General features: G+C 58.4%; 14 protein-coding genes and 1 pseudogene. 11 read left to right on the top strand and 4 right to left on the bottom strand.

Annotation, left to right across the window (positions count from 1 at the left end):
• Positions 1–73: 73 nt before the first annotated feature.
• The 3 genes and pseudogenes from M8370_RS10435 to kdsA form a co-directional block, all read left to right on the top strand.
• Positions 74–216 (top strand): annotated as a pseudogene (locus M8370_RS10435) (SirB2 family protein); the annotation flags it as partial.
• Between the two features lie 3 nt (positions 217–219).
• Positions 220–1,029 carry an invasion regulator SirB1 gene (sirB1, locus tag M8370_RS10430; RefSeq protein ID WP_013096236.1) on the top strand — a complete coding sequence of 270 codons (810 nt, stop codon included), beginning with the start codon at positions 220–222 and terminating at the stop codon, positions 1,027–1,029.
• Positions 1,030–1,065: 36 nt separating this feature from the next.
• Positions 1,066–1,920, top strand: a complete 855-nt coding sequence (gene kdsA, locus M8370_RS10425; RefSeq protein ID WP_013096237.1) for a 3-deoxy-8-phosphooctulonate synthase — start codon at positions 1,066–1,068, stop codon at positions 1,918–1,920.
• 86 nt (positions 1,921–2,006) lie between these two features.
• Here kdsA and chaA read toward each other — a convergent pair whose 3' ends face one another.
• On the bottom strand, positions 2,007–3,107 hold the full coding sequence (chaA, locus tag M8370_RS10420; RefSeq protein WP_013096238.1) for a sodium-potassium/proton antiporter ChaA: 1,101 nt from the start codon (positions 3,105–3,107) through the stop codon (positions 2,007–2,009).
• 270 nt (positions 3,108–3,377) lie between these two features.
• Here chaA and chaB point away from each other — a divergent pair, with 270 nt between their 5' ends.
• Both chaB and M8370_RS10410 read left to right on the top strand, forming a co-directional pair.
• Positions 3,378–3,608 carry a putative cation transport regulator ChaB gene (gene chaB / locus M8370_RS10415; protein WP_013096240.1) on the top strand — a complete coding sequence of 77 codons (231 nt, stop codon included), beginning with the start codon at positions 3,378–3,380 and terminating at the stop codon, positions 3,606–3,608.
• Positions 3,609–3,785: 177 nt separating this feature from the next.
• Entirely contained in the window at positions 3,786–4,481 is a 696-nt protein-coding gene (locus tag M8370_RS10410; protein WP_013096242.1) for a gamma-glutamylcyclotransferase, read from the top strand.
• 41 nt (positions 4,482–4,522) lie between these two features.
• Here M8370_RS10410 and M8370_RS10405 read toward each other — a convergent pair whose 3' ends face one another.
• From M8370_RS10405 to M8370_RS10395, 3 genes are all read right to left on the bottom strand, one after another.
• Complete coding sequence (locus M8370_RS10405) at positions 4,523–4,762, bottom strand: DUF1883 domain-containing protein (protein ID WP_013096243.1); 240 nt, start codon at positions 4,760–4,762, stop codon at positions 4,523–4,525.
• 212 nt (positions 4,763–4,974) lie between these two features.
• Positions 4,975–6,759 (bottom strand): methyl-accepting chemotaxis protein, encoded by a 1,785-nt coding sequence (locus tag M8370_RS10400; protein WP_020690904.1) that lies wholly within the window; start codon positions 6,757–6,759, stop codon positions 4,975–4,977.
• Between the two features lie 106 nt (positions 6,760–6,865).
• Positions 6,866–7,219, bottom strand: coding sequence for a DsrE/DsrF/TusD sulfur relay family protein (locus M8370_RS10395; RefSeq protein WP_094915402.1), 354 nt, complete (start codon positions 7,217–7,219; stop codon positions 6,866–6,868).
• A gap of 72 nt (positions 7,220–7,291) precedes the next feature.
• On the opposite strand from M8370_RS10395, the gene nasR reads away from it, so the two are divergent.
• The 6 genes from nasR (at position 7,292) to M8370_RS10365 (ending at position 18,111) form a co-directional block, all read left to right on the top strand.
• Positions 7,292–8,476, top strand: a complete 1,185-nt coding sequence (nasR, locus tag M8370_RS10390; RefSeq protein ID WP_250020924.1) for a nitrate regulatory protein NasR — start codon at positions 7,292–7,294, stop codon at positions 8,474–8,476.
• A gap of 228 nt (positions 8,477–8,704) precedes the next feature.
• Positions 8,705–9,952, top strand: a complete 1,248-nt coding sequence (locus tag M8370_RS10385) for a CmpA/NrtA family ABC transporter substrate-binding protein (protein ID WP_250020922.1) — start codon at positions 8,705–8,707, stop codon at positions 9,950–9,952.
• A 2-nt stretch (positions 9,953–9,954) separates the two neighbouring features.
• The gene (ntrB, locus tag M8370_RS10380; protein WP_020690908.1) at positions 9,955–10,836 is read left to right on the top strand and encodes a nitrate ABC transporter permease; all 882 of its coding nucleotides are present in this window, start codon (positions 9,955–9,957) and stop codon (positions 10,834–10,836) included.
• A gap of 9 nt (positions 10,837–10,845) precedes the next feature.
• Positions 10,846–11,634: an ABC transporter ATP-binding protein gene (locus M8370_RS10375; RefSeq protein WP_013096250.1), complete on the top strand. Its 789-nt coding sequence runs from the start codon at positions 10,846–10,848 to the stop codon at positions 11,632–11,634.
• 13 nt (positions 11,635–11,647) lie between these two features.
• On the top strand, positions 11,648–15,637 hold the full coding sequence (gene nirB / locus M8370_RS10370; RefSeq protein ID WP_250020919.1) for a nitrite reductase large subunit NirB: 3,990 nt from the start codon (positions 11,648–11,650) through the stop codon (positions 15,635–15,637).
• A complete protein-coding gene (locus tag M8370_RS10365; RefSeq protein WP_250020917.1) occupies positions 15,634–18,111 on the top strand; it encodes a nitrate reductase in 2,478 nt (825 codons plus the stop codon). Before nirB ends, M8370_RS10365 begins: the two co-directional genes overlap by 4 nt.
• Positions 18,112–18,125 lie beyond the last annotated feature (14 nt).

The following is an 18,125-nucleotide window of genomic DNA, read 5'->3' as shown; positions in this document are numbered from 1 at the left end:
CAGGAGCATAGTTAACTATGTGACTGAGGTGAGCGAGCGCAGCCAACGCGCATGCAGCTTGAAGTATGATGGGTATATATCGTTTTGGGTTTTATCGCGCCTGGACGTCGTCGTCCGCGCAGCCAGCAGGTCGGGTTTATCGCCTTTCTGCTGGGTCTGGTGGTGCTGTACATCATCATTAAACTCGCCACCACTAGAATACCGTTACTGGGGTAAGTCATGAGGTCCTTAGCCGATTTCGAATTTAATAAAGTGCCGCTCTGCGATGGCATGATCCTGATTTCGGAGATGATTCGCGACGATTTTACGTCGCAGTATGTCTACGATGAGCTGGAAAGTCTGGTCAGCCTGGCGCGCGAAGAGATCAATCAGGCGCGTCCGCAGGACTGGCAACTGGAAAAGCTGCTGGAGCTTTTCTACGGCGAGTGGGGTTTCTGCGACACGCGTGGCGTGTATCGCCTGTCTGACGCATTATGGCTGGACCAGGTCTTAAAAAATCGTCAGGGCAGCGCCGTGGCGCTGGGCTCTATTTTGCTGTGGATCGCGCACCGTCTGGATATTCCACTGGTGCCGGTCATTTTCCCGACGCAGATGATCCTGCGTGCCGAGTGGCTGGACGGGGAGATGTGGTTAATCAATCCGTTTAACGGCGATACGCTGGATGAACATACGCTGGATGTCTGGCTGAAAGGTAATATCAGCCCGGTAGCCGAGCTCTTTAACGAAGATCTCGACGAAGCCGATAACGCCGAAGTGATCCGCAAGCTGCTGGATACGCTGAAATCTGCACTGATGGAAGAGCGGCAGATGGAGCTGGCCTTGCGCGCCAGCGAAGTGCTGCTGCAATTTAATCCGGAAGACCCGTACGAAATTCGCGACCGCGGGCTGATTTATGCCCAGCTCGACTGCGAGCATGTGGCGCTGAACGATTTAAGCTATTTCGTCGAGCAATGCCCGGAAGATCCGATCAGCGAAATGATTCGCGCGCAGATCAACGCGATCTCGCACAAACAAATTACACTGCATTAATCTTAATTCCGATTCACACCTGAATAAGGCGATCCTATGAAACAAAAAGTGGTTAGCATTGGTGATATCAACGTGGCAAACGACCTGCCGTTCGTGCTGTTTGGCGGTATGAACGTGCTGGAATCCCGCGATCTCGCCATGCGTATCTGCGAGCACTACGTGACCGTGACCCAGAAGCTGGGCATCCCGTACGTGTTTAAAGCCTCTTTTGACAAAGCCAACCGCTCTTCCATTCACTCCTACCGTGGCCCGGGCCTGGAAGAGGGGATGAAAATTTTCCAGGAACTGAAGCAGACCTTTGGCGTGAAAGTGATCACCGACGTTCACGAGGCGTCTCAGGCGCAGCCTGTGGCGGACGTGGTTGACGTTATTCAGCTGCCAGCGTTCCTGGCTCGTCAGACTGACCTGGTGGAAGCGATGGCCAAAACCGGTGCGGTCATCAACGTGAAGAAGCCGCAGTTCGTGAGCCCAGGCCAGATGGGGAACATCGTCGATAAGTTTATCGAAGGCGGTAACGACAAGGTGATCCTGTGCGACCGTGGTTCCAACTTCGGTTACGACAACCTGGTTGTGGATATGCTCGGCTTCACCGTGATGAAAAACGTCTCTAACCAGTCACCGGTGATCTTTGACGTGACCCACTCTCTGCAGTGCCGCGACCCGTTTGGCGCCGCGTCTGGTGGCCGTCGTGCGCAGGTGACCGAACTGGCGCGCGCCGGTATGGCGACCGGCCTGGCGGGTCTGTTCATTGAAGCGCACCCGGATCCGGCGAATGCGAAATGCGACGGTCCATCCGCGCTGCCGCTGGACAAACTGGAGCCGTTCCTGAAACAGATCAAAGCGATTGACGATCTGGTGAAGAGCTTCGACGAGCTGGATACCAGCAATTAATAAAAAAACCCGCTTCGGCGGGTTTTTTTCTCCCTATCCCCGTGGGAGAGGGTTGGGGTGAGGGCATCAGCCCGCACCAGATAAAACTACGCAAATATCGTCATCAGATACGCCACAAACAGCGCCATATGCGCCGCGCCGTTAAGTACATTGGTGCGCCCGGTTGAGAACGAAATCTGACACAGCAGCAGTGACGCTACCATCACAATCATCTCCGGCGCGCCCAGCGCAAACTGCAGCTCGTTACCGGTCATAAAGGCAATCAGCGTCACCACCGGAACGGTAAGCGAAATGGTCGCCAGTACCGAGCCGAAGAACAGGTTCATGGCGCGCTGTACCTGATTGTTCAGCACCGCTTTCAGCGCGCCCAGCCCTTCCGGCGAGAGGATCAGCAGCGCCACCAGGAAGCCGGTAAAGGCCACCGGGGCATTCATCTCGGTTAACAGTGTCTCCAGCGGGTTGGCGTTCATCTTGGTGACGGCGATAACCGCAATTAGATGTACGATCAGCCAAACCGTGTGCCACGCGCTGCTGTGGGCAGATGGTTTGCCATGGTGCGGGTCATCGTCGTCGCTGTCATCTTCATGCTCATACACAAACAGACTCTGGTGCGTTTTGGTCTGAATCAACAGGAACACGCCGTACATGGCGGCGGAAATCAATGCGACCAGCAGCGCCTGACCGGTAGAGAAGTTTGCTCCCGGCAGCGCCATCGGGAAAACCAGCACGATAATCGCCAGCGGGAACAGGGCGATCAAATACTGTTTAATGCCAAACAGGTTCATATACTGGGTGGCGAACTTACGGCCACCCAGCAACAGTGAAAAGCCCACCAGACCACCGGTCACAATCATAATGATGGAATAGAGCGTATCGCGCATCAGGGTTGGTGCGGCGTCGCCGGTCGCCATCAGCGCGGAAATGAGGCTGACCTCAAGAATCACAACGGAAAGGCTGAGAATTAACGATCCATACGGCTCGCCCAGACGGTGGGCCAGGACATCGGCATGGCGAACCACGCTAAAGGCACTGGTTAAAATCCCTACCAGCGCAAGAATATTGATACCAACCACCACTGGCAGTGACTGACTGCTTCCCCAGAAGAGCAGCACAGCCAGTGCCAGAACCGGGAAAATGAGCGACGTCTCCTTGTGGCGGGTTTTTACCGCCTCGTGTGCTGCTGTCATGTGCTTCTCCATCAATGCAGGTGCTTGTAATTATAGATAGAATTTTGAGGTCATTACATTAACAGATCTCTGTTAAATACCCTTTATATTTTACTTAATTTTACCCTAATCCTGTTTTAAGTCTCCTGATATCCATAATGTCATATTTTTGATTAATACATATTAAATAACATGTAATTAACTTAATTAATTCTTCAAAATTGATCCACGACTGGCAGCTTGCAGCATCGTCGTCCACACTTATGTTTTTAAGCAAAAGAGAGGTTAGTGATGCCATATAAAACGAAACGCGATTTACCCGATAACGTGCAAAACGTACTGCCCGCACATGCGCAGGATATCTATAAAGAGGCGTTTAACAGCGCCTGGGATCAATACAAAGATAAAGACGATCGTCGGGACGATGCCAGCCGGGAAGAGACGGCGCATAAAGTGGCCTGGGCGGCAGTAAAACATGACTACGAGAAAGGAGACGATGATAAATGGCATAAAAAGAAATAGCCGTAAAATAATAAGCTGCCTTCATTTTGACTTTTCAGGCGGTTGAACTGCCGTTGTATTGCAACTGGCCCGCGAATTGCTTATCGTTATTCAACTGCTGGTAAAATGACCAGTAGATAATGCCGGGAAGGTGAATTACAGATGTCGCAAGGAAGCATGCAGTGGCGGAGGTGTAAAGTGTTAACGCGTGATTTCTTAATGAAGGCAGATTGTAAGACGGCATTTGGTGCTATTGAGGAATCGCTTCTCTGGTCAGCTGAACAACGTGCGGCGTCGCTCGCTGCCACGCTTGCCTGCCGCCCGGATGATGGCCCGGTATGGATTTTTGGCTACGGTTCGCTGATGTGGAACCCGGCTCTGGAATTTGTCGAATCGGCGACAGGTACGCTCCCGGGGTGGCATCGCGCATTTTGTCTGCGATTAACCGCCGGACGCGGAAGTGCCTGTCAGCCGGGACGTATGCTTGCACTGAAAGAGGGCGGACGCACCACGGGGGTGGCGTATCGCCTGCCGGATGCCACCCTCGAAGAGGAGCTGACGCTGCTCTGGAAGCGCGAGATGATCACCGGCTGCTATATGCCAAGCTGGTGCAAGCTGGAACTTGATGACGGACGCACCGTCAACGCGCTGGTGTTTATTATGGATCCGCGCCATCCCCTGTATGAAGCGGATACCCGCACGCAGGTGATCGCGCCGTTGATTGCGGCGGCCAGTGGACCGCTCGGCACAAACGCGCAGTATCTGTTTTCACTCGATCAGGAACTGACGCGCCTCGGCATGCAGGACGAGTGTCTGAATGAGCTGGTAGCGAAGGTGAAAGCGCTGCTGGAAGGAAATCCGCTGAATAACCCGCTGCGTCCGGGTTTTGCCTGATAATACGCCCGGCTGCGAGAGTGCAGACCGGGCGTCTGTTTTTAAGCGGCCACGTAGCTGACTGAGTGTTCGAGTGACTGACTATGGCTGTCAATCAGGACATCCCATGTGCCGGTATAAGGGACGGTTAGCCACGCCTTATCATCCTGCACGGTCAGGATATCTGCCTGCGATTGTTTTTGTGCCTTCGCACTCATCAAATGAATACGGCAGCGCTCTGAACAACGCACCACTACCGTATCCCCGCCAAACAGTTTCAAACTTGTTTTTACCAGTGCCATTTATTTACCCCGTAGTCTTAAACAACGCTCTCCCTGCTGCCATTTCCGAGCGTGATGTTGTTCACAATTCACTCATGGCATAACACCAAAGGGGGAGCGTCGGGATGCTGATTTTGATCAAAAAATGGCACAACGTTTAAACAAAAATGACAAAATACCTGAAAGCATTCAGCTGGCGCGCGTTTACACGGTGAAGGCGCGCCAGAAGAAAATTAAATGCGGAAATGTCCGGCAGTTTCAGCAAGGTCGCCCGCCTGGCTCTGCAGGGCGCTGGCGGCTGCGGCGGATTGCACCACCAGTTCAGCGTTCTGCTGCACCATTCTGTCGAGGTGCGTGACAGCATGGTTGATCTCATGGATGCCTTTCATCTGCTCGCTGGTGGCGATGGAAATTTCACGCATGATACCCGAGACGCTGCCGATGCTGGCGCGGATCTCATCCATGCTTTCCCCGGCCAGATGTACATAGCGGGAGCCGGTTGCCACGCTGTCGGTGGTGGAGTCGATAAGCGATTTGATCTCCTTCGCCGCCTGGGCGCTGCGGCTCGCCAGGTTACGTACTTCGCCTGCCACCACGGCAAACCCGCGGCCCTGCTCACCGGCGCGCGCTGCTTCCACCGAGGCGTTAAGCGCCAGGATATTGGTCTGGAAGGCGATGCCATCAATCACGCTGGTGATATCGCCAATTTTTGCCGAAGCCACTTCAATGGATTGCATGGTGCTGATGGCCTGAGAGACGACCTCACCGCCGCGTGAGGCCGCAGCGGAGGCTTTACTGGCCTGTTCATTCGCTTCTGCCGCGGACTCATTTGACTGAGTCACCGACGCGGTGATCTGCTCTACGGCGCTGGCGGTTTCACGCAGGCTGGAGGCTGCCTGCTCGGTGCGCCCGGAGAGATCCTGGTTGCCAGCCGCAATCTCCTGGGCGGCATTTTTCACCGAGGCGCTGGCATCACGCAGCTGGATCATCACCACCGAGAGCTTATCGCTAAAGGCGTTAAACGCCTGGGCGATTTGCGCCACTTCGTCGTTACCGCTCTCCGGCAGGCGCTGGGAGAGATCGTTGGTACCGTTGGCGATGTTATGCATCGCGTCGCGGATATCGGACAACCGCTTGAGCAGGCGGGCAATAAGAATGTGGACAAGCGCGCCGCTCAGCAGGGCGAGGATCACCAGCGAGAGCGCCGAGGCTTTCAGCAGCGAGCGCATGCCGGAGGTGGCGTCGTTATTGTCGAGCGCGACCACCAGCATCCAGTTTGTTCCCGGAACGGCCGTGGCCACGAGGGTTTTATCACCGCCGTCAAATGTGCCATCAACCGGTTCACCGCTTTTCAGGGTCGCTAAATCGGTGCCGGTAATGGTCTCAGCAAACGGTTTTAACGTCAGGGCCGGATCGTTGGCGGCGATAACGCTGCCGTCGCTGTTCAGAAGTAACCCGCTGCTGGCCGGGGTCGGGTGAATGCCGCGCACGTTAGCCACCACGCTATCCATGGCCACATCGCCCGCCACCACTGCTTTCAGGGTCCCGTTTTCTTTTACCGGTACCGCAAAAGTTACCACCAGTTTTCCGGTTCCGGCGTCCACGTAAGGCGCGGTCACCACCGGTCCGTCCTGGCTGACCACCTGCTGATACCAGGGGCGAATGGTCGGGTCATAATCCGCAGGCACGCCCGCAGGCTCAGAGAATTTCGCCGTTTTAGTGGCATAGCCCACATAGACGTTGGTGAAGCCTCCCGCCTGGGCGAGTTGTTTAAAGACCGGTACCGGGTCGTCACTCAGCGCCACGCTCTGGGCGGAGGTAATGACCGTCATTTTGCTTTTCACCCAGTCGGCAATCGCCATGTTATGGCTGGCGCTGGTGCTGGTCAGAATGTCACGCTGCGACTGCTGATTATCCTGGCGCGTGACCTGGAAATTAATGACGGTATTGAGAAGAAGGGCGACGACCAGACAGCCTGTCGTCGCGGCAATGATGCGAGCACGAATCGATCTGAACATAAGTGAAATACCTGCTGTGTTGTTTCCATGCCTATCGGCAACCCCGCAGGTAAACTTGATGCTGAAACCGCGTCCATAAGAAAATAATATTTTTACGGGTTTATTATTAAAAAGTTAATACTTTTTCGGCGGCTAACGTCCACTCGGCCAGCTCGACAAGTGTGCCAATTTCCACGCCGTCAATCAGCGGCAGCCCGGTGATACCGCGCCCGTCAGTGCAGGTTTTGCAGAGCTTAACCGGCACGTTTTGCGCCGTCAGGATCTCCAGCATCTGCTGAATGTTGTAGCCCTCTGCCGGTTTTTGGCCTTTCAGACCGGCGGTGACCGCGTCGGACATCAAAAAGATCCGCAACTCCAGCTCACTCGCATTATCGCGCAGCGCTATGGCCAGACGCAGGCTGTTAAAAAGGGATTCGCTGCCGTAGGCCGCCCCGTTGGCGACGATCACAATCTTCTGCATGTTAACTCCTGTTTATATTAAGGCACGAATATTGCTTCATTCTCCCAGGTAGGGTTATCCGGGAGAGTAAGCATGACATTAATGGCTGGCAATTCGTCGGGTGCAACCGAATGGCTCCAGCGCGCAAAGGCGTTGCGCCAGGAGCAGCTCAGCAAGCTGTCACAGCTGGGCGTACTGGTGAATGGCATTAGTCAACTGGTGCATATGCTACAGTGCGAGCGCGGTGCATCAAACGTCTGGCTCTGCTCACAGGGTAAGCTCTATGCCCCCGAATGCAAAGCCAGCCGGGCGCTGGTGGATGAAAATCTCACCATACTGTATGGCATTCTGGATAGACACTCCCCAGTGCCGGGCAGCGCCGTATGTGAGCGCATCGCCGCTGCGTTGCAGAACCTTGAATCACTCCGCGCCCTGCGAGAAGGGGTAAACCAACAAACCGTTACCGCTCCACAGGCGATGGAGCATTACTGTCGCATGCTTCGCCATCTGCTCAGTATCGTGCCGCAGCTCAACGACAGCATTGACGATCCGCAACTGGCGGGGCGTTTTGTTGCCCTGTACAGCCTGATGCAGGGCAAAGAGCTGGCGGGACAAGAGCGGGCGCTGGGGGCTATCGGCTTCACGCAGGGTTTTTTTGATGATGTCACCCGCCAGAGGCTGGTGGATCGCATTGACGGGCAGCAGGCCTGTTTTGAGATCTTTTTAAGCCACAGCCCGGCGGATGTGCAGAGCACCTTTTCCCGGGACTGCCAGCCCGACCGCGAGACGGAGCAACTCCGGCGTGTGGCCTGTACCCGCCAGCCTGCTGCGGATAATGGCGACACGGCGCTGAACTGGTTCGCCCTGCAAACGTCGCGTCTTGAGCACCTGCGCACCCTGGAGGAGATGGTTATCGCCGACCTGATGCTGGCGGTTGATGAGCGTATCCATCATGACCCTCAACATCCGGTAAGTGCCGATGAGAATGACGATCCGCTCGCGCTTTATCCGGATAAACCTTTGCTGCCGCTGGTTCGCCAGCAGGCTCGTGAAATAGAACAGCTTTCCCGCCAGCTCGCGACGCTGCGCGATACGCTGGAAGAGCGCAAGACCATTGATAAAGCCAAAAGCGTGCTGATGACCCACCACAACATGAGTGAGGAACAGGCGTGGACGGCGCTGCGCAAAATGGCGATGGACAAGAACCAGCGCATGGTGGATATCGCCCGCGCGCTGCTTACCGTGAAGCGATTATGGCAGCTAACCCCTAAGGAGTAGCTGCACAATCAGTGGGCACGTTGTGCCTGATTGAGGTGCGTTTTTGCAGAGCCAGTGGGGCAAAAGCCACAAAAACAAGGCATTAAAACCTGGCATTAGCTTTGCATTAATTCAGTAACCAATTTTGACGGTGCGCCAACGGCGGTGCATCAGTCTTCGGGATAAAGGCGTCCAGCGGTGCTTCGGCACTGTCGGGCGCTTTTTTTTGTCTTTTTTTCAGGAGTGGTCATGGCGGATTTGTCGAGACGGCGGTTTTTGCAGGCCAGCGTGCTGGCGAGCAGTGCAATGTTGTTACCGGGTGTCATGCAGGCCGCGTGGGCGGCAGGCTCGGATAAACCCGAGCAGGAGACGGTGCGCATCGGGTTTATCCCGCTGACCGACTGCGCTCCGGTGGTCATCGCGGCGCTGAAAGGGTTCGATAAAAAGCATGGCATTACCATCGTGCCCACCAAAGAGGCGAGCTGGGCGGCCGTGCGCGATAAGTTAGTCGCGGGGGAACTGGACGCGGCGCACATTCTTTACGGTCTGCTGTACGGACTGGAACTGGGGATCGCCGGTAAGCCACAGCAGATGGCGAACCTGATGACCCTCAACCAGAACGGCCAGGCGATTACGCTCTCTGCCGATCTGGCAGAGAAGGGCGTTCGCGATCTCGACGGGTTGAAGAAACTGATTGGTCAGCAGGCACCGGGCACGTACACCTTCGCGCATACCTTCCCGACGGGCACGCACGCCATGTGGCTCTACTACTGGCTGGCCAGTGCGGGCATTAACCCGTTTGACGATGTTCGCACCGTGGTGGTACCGCCGCCGCAGATGGTGATGAACATGCGCATTGGCAATATGGTCGGCTTTTGCGTCGGCGAGCCGTGGAATGCCCGGGCCATTAACGATCGCATCGGTTTTACCGCTGCAACGTCGCAGTCTATCTGGGCTGACCACCCGGAAAAAATCCTCGGTACCCGTCGCGACTGGGTGGAGAAAAATCCGCACACCGCGCGGGCGCTGGTGAGCGCAGTACTGGAAGCCGCGCGCTGGATCGACGCTTCACCGGAAAACAAACGTGAAACGGCGCAGATCCTCTCGCGTCGCGCATGGCTGAACACCAAAGAGCAGTACCTCACCGGACGGATGCTGGGTGAGTACGACAACGGGGTGGGCACGCGCTGGCAGGACGCGCATCCGATTCGTTTCTTCAACGAGGGGGCTGTGAGCTACCCGTATCTCTCCGACGGCATGTGGTTCTTAACCCAGTTCCGCCGCTGGGGTTTGCTCAAAGCCGCGCCGGACTACGCGGGCATCGCGCAGCACATTAACCAGACCGCGGTCTGGCAGGATGCCGCCACCGCGGTGGGGGGCATTACCACACCGACTTCACCACTACGCAGTAGCACCCTGATGGACGGCACCGTCTGGAACGGTACCGATCCTGAAGGCTATGCCAACCGCTTCGCTATTCACCGTAAAGGGGCCTGATTATGCAGCATCTGCACAGCACGAAAGCAAAACACGAGACGCCGGTGAGTGGCGAGGTGATTACCCTGCCACCGGTTCAGGTTCGCCGTCGTCCTCCGGCGATTGCCCGCCGGATTAACGACCTGCTCCAGCGTATCATTCCGGCACTGCTGGGGCTGGGGCTGCTGGTGGTGCTCTGGCAACTGGCGGCAATCAACAGCAAAGGCTTCCCGACGCCGCTGAGCACGCTGGATTCTGCCATCACCCTGTTTGCCGATCCGTTTTATCGCGACGGGCCAAACGACATGGGGATCGGCTGGAACGTACTTGCCTCCCTGCAGCGCGTGGCGGTGGGCTTTGGCCTGGCCGCGTTAGTCGGTATCCCGCTCGGTTTTCTGATTGGCCGTTTCACCTTTTTCTCACGCATGTTCAGCCCGCTGATTGCGCTGCTGCGCCCGGTCAGCCCATTGGCCTGGCTGCCTATCGGCCTGCTGCTGTTCCAGAAAGCAGAGCCGGCTTCCAGCTGGACCATTTTTATCTGTTCGATCTGGCCAATGGTGATTAACACCGCCGAAGGGGTACGCCGTATTCCGCAGGATTACCTCAACGTCGCCCGCGTGTTGCAGCTTTCTGAGTGGACCATTCTGCGTCGGATCCTCTTCCCGGCGGTGCTGCCGGCGGTGTTGACCGGGGTACGTCTTTCCATCGGTATCGCCTGGCTGGTGATTGTCGCCGCCGAAATGCTGACAGGCGGCTTAGGGATCGGTTTCTGGATCTGGAATGAGTGGAACAACCTCAACGTCGAAAACATTCTCATCGCCATCGTCATCATTGGCGTGGTCGGGTTACTGCTGGAGCAGGGGCTGATGCTGATCGCCCGTCGCTTTAGCTGGCAGGAAAAATAAGGAGCGAACATGAAACCAATCATTCAGGTCCAGGCCGTAAGCCAGCGTTTTTCTACCGCCAGCGGTGAATTTCTGGCGCTGCAGAACGTCTCGTTTGATATCCACGAAGGGGAAACCGTGAGCCTGATTGGCCACTCCGGCTGCGGCAAATCAACGCTGCTGAACTTAATTGCCGGGATCACCCTGCCGACGGAAGGGGGACTGATTTGCGACAACCGTGAAATTGCGGGTCCGGGACCGGAGCGTGCGGTGGTCTTTCAGAACCACTCCCTGCTGCCGTGGCTGACCTGTTTCGACAACGTTGCGCTGGCGGTCGATCAGGTGTTCCGCCACACCATGAGCAAGGCGGAGCGTCGTGAGTGGATTGAACACAACCTCGATCGCGTGCAGATGGGGCACGCCCTGCATAAACGCCCGGGGGAGATCTCAGGCGGCATGAAGCAGCGCGTGGGCATTGCCCGTGCGCTGGCGATGAAGCCGAAAGTGTTGCTGATGGATGAACCGTTTGGCGCGCTGGATGCCCTGACGCGTGCCCATTTGCAGGATTCGGTGATGCAAATCCAGCAGGCGCTCAACACCACCATTGTGCTCATCACCCACGACGTGGACGAAGCGGTGCTGCTCTCTGACCGCGTGCTGATGATGACCAACGGCCCGGCGGCGACCGTCGGCGAAATCCTGGAGGTTGACCTGCCGCGTCCGCGTAACCGGGTGCAGCTGGCGGACGATAGCCGCTACCACCACATGCGCCAGCAGATCCTCCATTTCCTCTATGAAAAACAGCCCAAAGCGGCGTAGTGGGGGCACCACGATGCGACTGGTCATTATCGGCAATGGAATGGCAGCAACACGGCTGATTGCCTCGCTGACCGGGCGTGCGCCTGGCCGCTTCGCGATCACCGTGTTGGGTGAGGAGCCTGAGCATGCGTACAACCGCATCCAGCTTTCGCCGGTGCTGGGTGGGGAAAAACGTCCGGAACAGATCCGCCTGCAGGACGATGACTGGTACCGCGAGCGCGGCGTCACGGTGCTCAGGGGGCAAAAGGTGCTCGCCGTGGACGTGGCGAAACGGGAAATACGTACCGCGCAGACCACGCTGGCGTGGGATGAACTGGTCTTCGCCACCGGGTCGATACCGTTCGTGCCGCCGATCCCCGGGGGCGATGCGCCACACGTCTTTACCTTCCGCCGCCTTGAGGATACGCGAGCCATTGCGCAGATCCCGGGGCCAGCGGTGGTGTTGGGCGGTGGCGTGCTGGGCGTTGAGACGGCAGCGGCGCTGGCACAAAGTTGTGACAACGTCACGCTGGTGCATCGCGGACCGTGGTTGATGGAACAACAGCTGGATCGGCAGGCGGGGCTGCTGCTGGAGGCTGCGCTGGCGGAGCGCGGCGTGCGCTGCGAGCTGTCGTCAGGGATCGCGGCAATCGCGCCGGATTCAGTGACGCTGCTCAACGGACGCCAGGTTAGCGCCGCGCGCGTGGTGCTGGCTACCGGCGTACTGCCCAACATCGCCCTGGCAAGCGCCAGCGGTATTCACTGCGCCCGTGGCATTGTGGTCGACCAGCAGATGCAGACCTCCGTCCCGGCTATTAGCGCCATTGGGGAGTGCTGCGAAATCGACGGTCAGACGTTTGGCCTGGTTGCCCCCTGCCTGGCACAGGCGGACATTCTCGCCGCCCGGCTGGCAGGGGACGCCCCAGTGCCTTTTGCCCATACCGACAGCGGGATGCGCCTGAAGGTCACCGGTGTGGAGCTCTTCAGCGCCGGGCGCGTAACGGCGCAACCGGAGGATACGGTCTGGGACGCGAGGGATCCGCTGACCCGTCACTACCGTCGCTTACTGATTCATCGCGGTGCGCTGGCTGGCGTACTGCTGATGGGAGATTGCCGCAACGCGGCAACATTTACCGATTTACTGGCAACGGCTGCGCCCGCACACGTGGACTGGCTGTTCGATCGATTCACTACGACGCAACCGCAGGTTGCAGGACAGAACGCTATGACAAAACCTACTCTGGTGGTGGTTGGGCACGGTATGGTCGGCCACCATTTTCTTGAAGACTGCGTAAACCGCAATCTGCATCAGCAATACCAGATTGTCGTCTTTGGCGAAGAGCGTTATGCCGCTTACGACCGCGTCCATCTCTCAGAGTATTTTGGCGGCCGCAGCGCGGAGTCCCTCTCGCTGGTGGAGGGCGATTTCTTTGCCAGACACGGCATAGAGTTGCGTTTGTCGCAGCAAATTGTCGCCATCGATCGCGACGCGCACGTTGTGCGTACCGCCAGCGGTCACGAAATCCACTGGGACAAACTGGTGCTGGCGACCGGCTCGTATCCGTTTGTGCCGCCGGTGCCGGGCAACACGCTGCCGGGCTGCTTTGTCTACCGTACGCTGGACGATCTCGATAACATTGCCGCGCATGCGAAGGGATCCCGACGCGGCGTGGTCATTGGCGGTGGCCTGCTCGGGCTGGAGGCGGCCAACGCCCTCAAACAGCTGGGGCTAGAAACCCACGTGGTGGAATTCGCCCCCAACCTGATGGCGGTACAGCTCGACAACGACGGCGCGGCGATGCTGCGTAAAAAAATAGAAGCGCTCGGCGTCGGGGTTCACACCAGCAAAGCCACCACTGAAATTGCGGCCACCGACGACGGACTGGTCCTGCGTTTTGCCGACGGTGAACAGCTGGACACCGATATGGTGGTCTTCTCTGCCGGGATCCGCCCGCAGGATGCGCTGGCGCGCAGCAGCGGCCTGGCGATCGGCGAGCGTGGCGGGATCTGCATTGATACCGCCTGCCAGACCTCAGATAAGGACATCTTCGCCATCGGGGAGTGCGCGCTGTGGGAAGGTAAAATCTTCGGCCTGGTGGCGCCGGGTTATCAGATGGCACGCGTGGCGGCGGCCACGCTGGCGGGTGAGGAGAAATCCTTCACCGGCGCGGATATGAGCACCAAGCTTAAGCTGCTGGGCGTGGACGTGGCCTCGTTTGGGGATGCCCATGGCCGTACGCCGGGGGCATTGAGCTACCAGTGGACCCACGGCCCGCAGCAAATCTATAAAAAAATTGTCGTCAGCCATGACAACAAAACCCTGCTCGGCGGCGTGCTGGTGGGGGATGCCAGCGAATACGCCACGCTGGTGCAGATGATGCTTAACGGAATCAGCCTGCCGAAAGAGCCTGAAACGCTCATCTTGCCAGCCTTCTCCGGTAGCGCGCCAAAAGCGCTGGGGGTGGCGGCGCTGCCGGACAGCGCGCAGATCTGCTCCTGTCATAACGTCAGCAAAGGCGATATCTGCCAGGCAGTAAGCGCCGGTGCGACGGACATCGGCGCCATCAAGCAGTGCACCAAAGCGGCGACCGGCTGCGGTGGGTGCAGCGCGCTGGTGAAACAGGTGATGGAGTTCCAGCTGGCTGAGCAGGGCGTGGAGGTGAAAAAAGATATCTGTGAGCACTTCCCGTACTCGCGTCAGGAGATATACCACCTGGTGCGCGTCAACCATATTCGTACCTTCGACCAGCTGATTAGCCGCTACGGCCAAGGGCACGGCTGTGAGATCTGTAAACCGCTGGTGGGGTCAGTGCTGGCCTCCTGCTGGAACGAATACCTGCTGAAACCGGCGCATTTGCCGTTGCAGGACACCAACGACCGCTACTTTGCCAATATTCAGAAGGACGGAACGTACTCCATCGTTCCGCGCATGCCCGCCGGGGAAGTAACGGCCGACGGGCTGATTGCTATCGGGCAGATCGCAAAGCGCTACGGGCTGTACAGCAAGATCACCGGCGGCCAGCGTATTGACCTGTTTGGTGCCACGCTGGAGCAGCTGCCGGAGATCTGGCAGGCGCTGGTGGAGGCCGGATTTGAAACCGGGCATGCGTACGGTAAATCCCTGCGTACCGTGAAATCCTGCGTCGGGTCAACCTGGTGCCGCTATGGCGTGCAGGACTCCACCGGCCTTGCGGTCAAACTGGAGCACCGTTACAAGGGGCTGCGCGCGCCGCACAAAATCAAAATGGCGGTGTCCGGCTGTACCCGCGAGTGTGCCGAGGCGCAAAGCAAAGATGTCGGCGTGATCGCCACGGACAAGGGCTGGAATCTCTATCTGTGCGGCAACGGCGGCATGAAGCCGCGACACGCGGATCTCTTCGCCAGCGATCTGGATGAAGAGACGCTGATCCGTACCGTCGACCGTTTTCTGATGTTCTACATTCGCACGGCGGAACGCCTGCAGCGAACCAGCACCTGGATGGACAACCTTGAAGGCGGTCTCGACTATCTGCGGGAGGTGATCCTCGACGATAGCCTCGGTATTGCGCAGGAGCTGGAGCAGGAGATGGCCCGTGTGGTGGAAACGTATCAGTGTGAATGGCAGACCACGCTTAACGATCCGAACCGTCTGGCGCTGTTCCGCACGGCGGTGAACGGTCCGGCGACGGAAGAGAGTAAACGCTGGCAGGAAATTTGCGGTCTGGATGAGATCCCGGAGCAGGCGGGGATCGGCGCCCGGCTGGGGCGTAAGCCGATCGCGCTGTTCCGTTTTGGCACATCGGTCTATGCCCTTGACGATCAGGAGCCAGGCAGCGATGCGAACGTACTGTCACGCGGTATTCTTGGCGATGCGGCGGGTGAGCCGGTGGTCATCTCGCCGCTCTATAAACAGCGTATTCGCCTGCGCGACGGCTGCCAGGTGGATAACGGTGAGCCTGCGGTGCGCGCCTGGCCGGTGAAAATCGAAAACGGCAAGGTGTGGGTGGGGAACGACGCGTTGCTGGTGCGTGCGGAGGCATCATGAATGGAACCCGAACAACGTGCCCGTACTGCGGCGTCGGTTGCGGCGTGGTGGCCCGGGTTGAGGGCGACAAGGTCACGGTGCGCGGCGATGAACGCCATCCCGCCAGTTTTGGACGGCTGTGCGTCAAAGGCGCGGCGTTAGGTGAAACCACGGGCCTGCAGGGGCGGCTGTTGCACCCGGTGGTGGACGGGCTGGAGGTGGACTGGCCGCAGGCGTTAAGCGCGGCCGGCGAGCGGCTGCGGGCGATTATCGACACCTGGGGGCCGCAGGCGGTGGCGTTTTACGCCTCCGGCCAGCTACTCACCGAGGATTACTACGCTGCCAATAAGCTGATGAAAGGGTTTATCGGCGCGGCGAACATCGATACCAACTCGCGGCTCTGCATGTCGTCGGCGGTAGCAGGCTATAAGCGCGCATTTGGCGAAGATGTGGTGCCGTGCAGCTATGAGGACGTGGAGAACAGCGATCTGGTGGTGCTGGTGGGTTCAAACGCGGCATGGACGCATCCGGTGCTTTATCAGCGGCTGGTTCAGGCGCGGCAAAACAATCCGCAAATGAAAGTGGTGGTGATCGATCCGCGTAAAACCGCCACCTGTGATATCGCCGACCTGCATCTGGCGCTCGCGCCCGGCAGTGACGCCGGGCTGTTTGTCGGTTTGCTCAACCTGATTCAGGGTACTGACGACTGGCCGATTGCCCGCGTGGCCGGGTTTTGTGGTCTTGATGCACAGGAGATTGCCACGTTTTACGACTGGTTCCTCACGGCGCCGCGTGCCATTACGCTCTACACCATGGGGATCAACCAGTCTTCCAGCGGCAGCGACAAGTGCAACGCCATCATTAACGTTCATCTTGCGAGCGGGAAATTTGCGCGTCAGGGCTGCGGGCCGTTTTCGCTGACCGGCCAGCCAAACGCGATGGGGGGACGGGAAGTGGGGGGACTCGCGAATCAGCTGGCGGCGCACATGAACTTCGAGCCGGACGATCTCTCGCGGGTGGCGCGTTTCTGGGGAACCGAACGGCTGGCGCAAACGCCGGGCCTGATGGCCGTTGATCTGTTTGACGCCATTGCCCGCGGTGAGGTAAAGGCGGTATGGATCATGGGCACCAATCCGGCTGTCTCGCTGCCGGACAGTCACGCGGTATGCCAGGCGCTGGCTAACTGTCCGCTGGTCATTGTTTCTGAGGTGATGCAGGAGACCGACACCAGCCGCTACGCCCATATTCGTTTCCCGGCGCTGGGCTGGGGAGAGAAAAATGGCACGGTCACCAACTCCGAACGGCGGATCTCGCGCCAGCGCGCCTTTCTGGCTGCCCCGGGCCAGGCAAAACCGGACTGGTGGATAGTTGCCCAGGTGGCGAAACAGCTGGGCTATGGTGAGGCCTTTGCCTGGGAACATCCGCAGGAAATTTTTTGTGAACATGCGGCGCTGTCGGCGTTTGAGAATGACGGGGCACGGGCGTTTAATCTGCATGCGCTGGCGGGGCTTACCCGTGAGGCCTGGGATCAGCTTGAGCCTTATCAGTGGGCGGCGGGCGATTTTCCCCACCGGAATATGGTGCCCGTTGACCCGCGTCCGCACGGCGCGGTGCCAGATGCGTTATATCCGTTGCTGCTGAATACCGGACGCATCCGCGATCAATGGCATACCATGACCCGTACGGGATATGTTCCCGGGCTGATGCAGCATATCTCTGAGCCCTGCGTTGAGATCTGCGCCGCAGATGCCGCGCGTTTCGCCCTTTGCGACGGGCAACTGGCGCGGATCAGCTCTCCGCGTGGAGTGATGGTGGCAAAAGTACGTATCAACGATGGGCAAAGGGAGGGTGAAGTATTCGCCCCCATGCACTGGAATGCGCAGTTTGCCCGTCAGGGAAAGGTTAATACGCTGGTGGCAGGGCGCTGCGATCCGCAGTCCGGTCAGCCGGAGAGTAAACAGACCGCCGTCAGGATCATGCCATGGCAGCCTGAATGGCAGGGAGAGCTGTATGCCCGTGTGCTGCCGGAACTGCCGCCTTCGGTACACTGGTGGCGCAAAGCCTCACGCCTGACGGTGGCGGCTGACGAACCGTTGATGCCGTGGGTGAAAGAGTATGCTGAACAGCAGGGCTGGCAACTGCAACTTGCCCGAACGGATGCGCGCAGCAGCGTACTGGCATGGCATAACGGCGAGCTGATGCTCGGATTCTGGGAAGGGACTACGTTGCCAGCGCTGGCGCATGCGACTATTGAAGAGGCTTTCCGTCGGGCTCCAGAGACGCTTGCGGAGCGGCATGCGCTCCTGAACGGCGCGGGCGCGGGGGAGAGTGTCGATCCGGGACGCATAATCTGCAGCTGTTACTGCGTCGGGGAAAATGCGATACGGGAGGCGATTGTCGGCGGGTGCGATTCCGTTGCAGCGCTGGGGGCGAAGCTACGGTGTGGGACGAATTGCGGCTCCTGCGTGCCGGAGCTGAAAGGGCTGTTTGGATAATGGTCTAAGAGTGT

This window comes from Enterobacter cloacae complex sp. OE43NF (assembly GCF_023544405.1).
In the GTDB taxonomy this organism is placed as follows: Bacteria; Pseudomonadota; Gammaproteobacteria; order Enterobacterales; family Enterobacteriaceae; genus Enterobacter; species Enterobacter cloacae.
Note: the sequence above shows the minus strand (reverse complement) of the source record. Positions and strands in the feature narration are given on the sequence as shown.

Bases quoted from the DNA above. Each gene is read 5' to 3' on its own strand.
- sirB1 (WP_013096236.1), top strand. From the start codon at position 220: ATGAGGTCCTTAGCCGATTTCGAATTTAATAAAGTGCCGCTCTGCGAT.
- kdsA (WP_013096237.1), top strand. From the start codon at position 1,066: ATGAAACAAAAAGTGGTTAGCATTGGTGATATCAACGTGGCAAACGAC.
- chaA (WP_013096238.1), bottom strand. From the start codon at position 3,107: ATGACAGCAGCACACGAGGCGGTAAAAACCCGCCACAAGGAGACGTCG.
- chaB (WP_013096240.1), top strand. From the start codon at position 3,378: ATGCCATATAAAACGAAACGCGATTTACCCGATAACGTGCAAAACGTA.
- M8370_RS10405 (WP_013096243.1), bottom strand. From the start codon at position 4,762: ATGGCACTGGTAAAAACAAGTTTGAAACTGTTTGGCGGGGATACGGTA.
- M8370_RS10400 (WP_020690904.1), bottom strand. From the start codon at position 6,759: ATGTTCAGATCGATTCGTGCTCGCATCATTGCCGCGACGACAGGCTGT.
- M8370_RS10395 (WP_094915402.1), bottom strand. From the start codon at position 7,219: ATGCAGAAGATTGTGATCGTCGCCAACGGGGCGGCCTACGGCAGCGAA.
- nasR (WP_250020924.1), top strand. From the start codon at position 7,292: ATGACATTAATGGCTGGCAATTCGTCGGGTGCAACCGAATGGCTCCAG.
- M8370_RS10385 (WP_250020922.1), top strand. From the start codon at position 8,705: ATGGCGGATTTGTCGAGACGGCGGTTTTTGCAGGCCAGCGTGCTGGCG.
- ntrB (WP_020690908.1), top strand. From the start codon at position 9,955: ATGCAGCATCTGCACAGCACGAAAGCAAAACACGAGACGCCGGTGAGT.
- M8370_RS10375 (WP_013096250.1), top strand. From the start codon at position 10,846: ATGAAACCAATCATTCAGGTCCAGGCCGTAAGCCAGCGTTTTTCTACC.
- nirB (WP_250020919.1), top strand. From the start codon at position 11,648: ATGCGACTGGTCATTATCGGCAATGGAATGGCAGCAACACGGCTGATT.
- M8370_RS10365 (WP_250020917.1), top strand. From the start codon at position 15,634: ATGAATGGAACCCGAACAACGTGCCCGTACTGCGGCGTCGGTTGCGGC.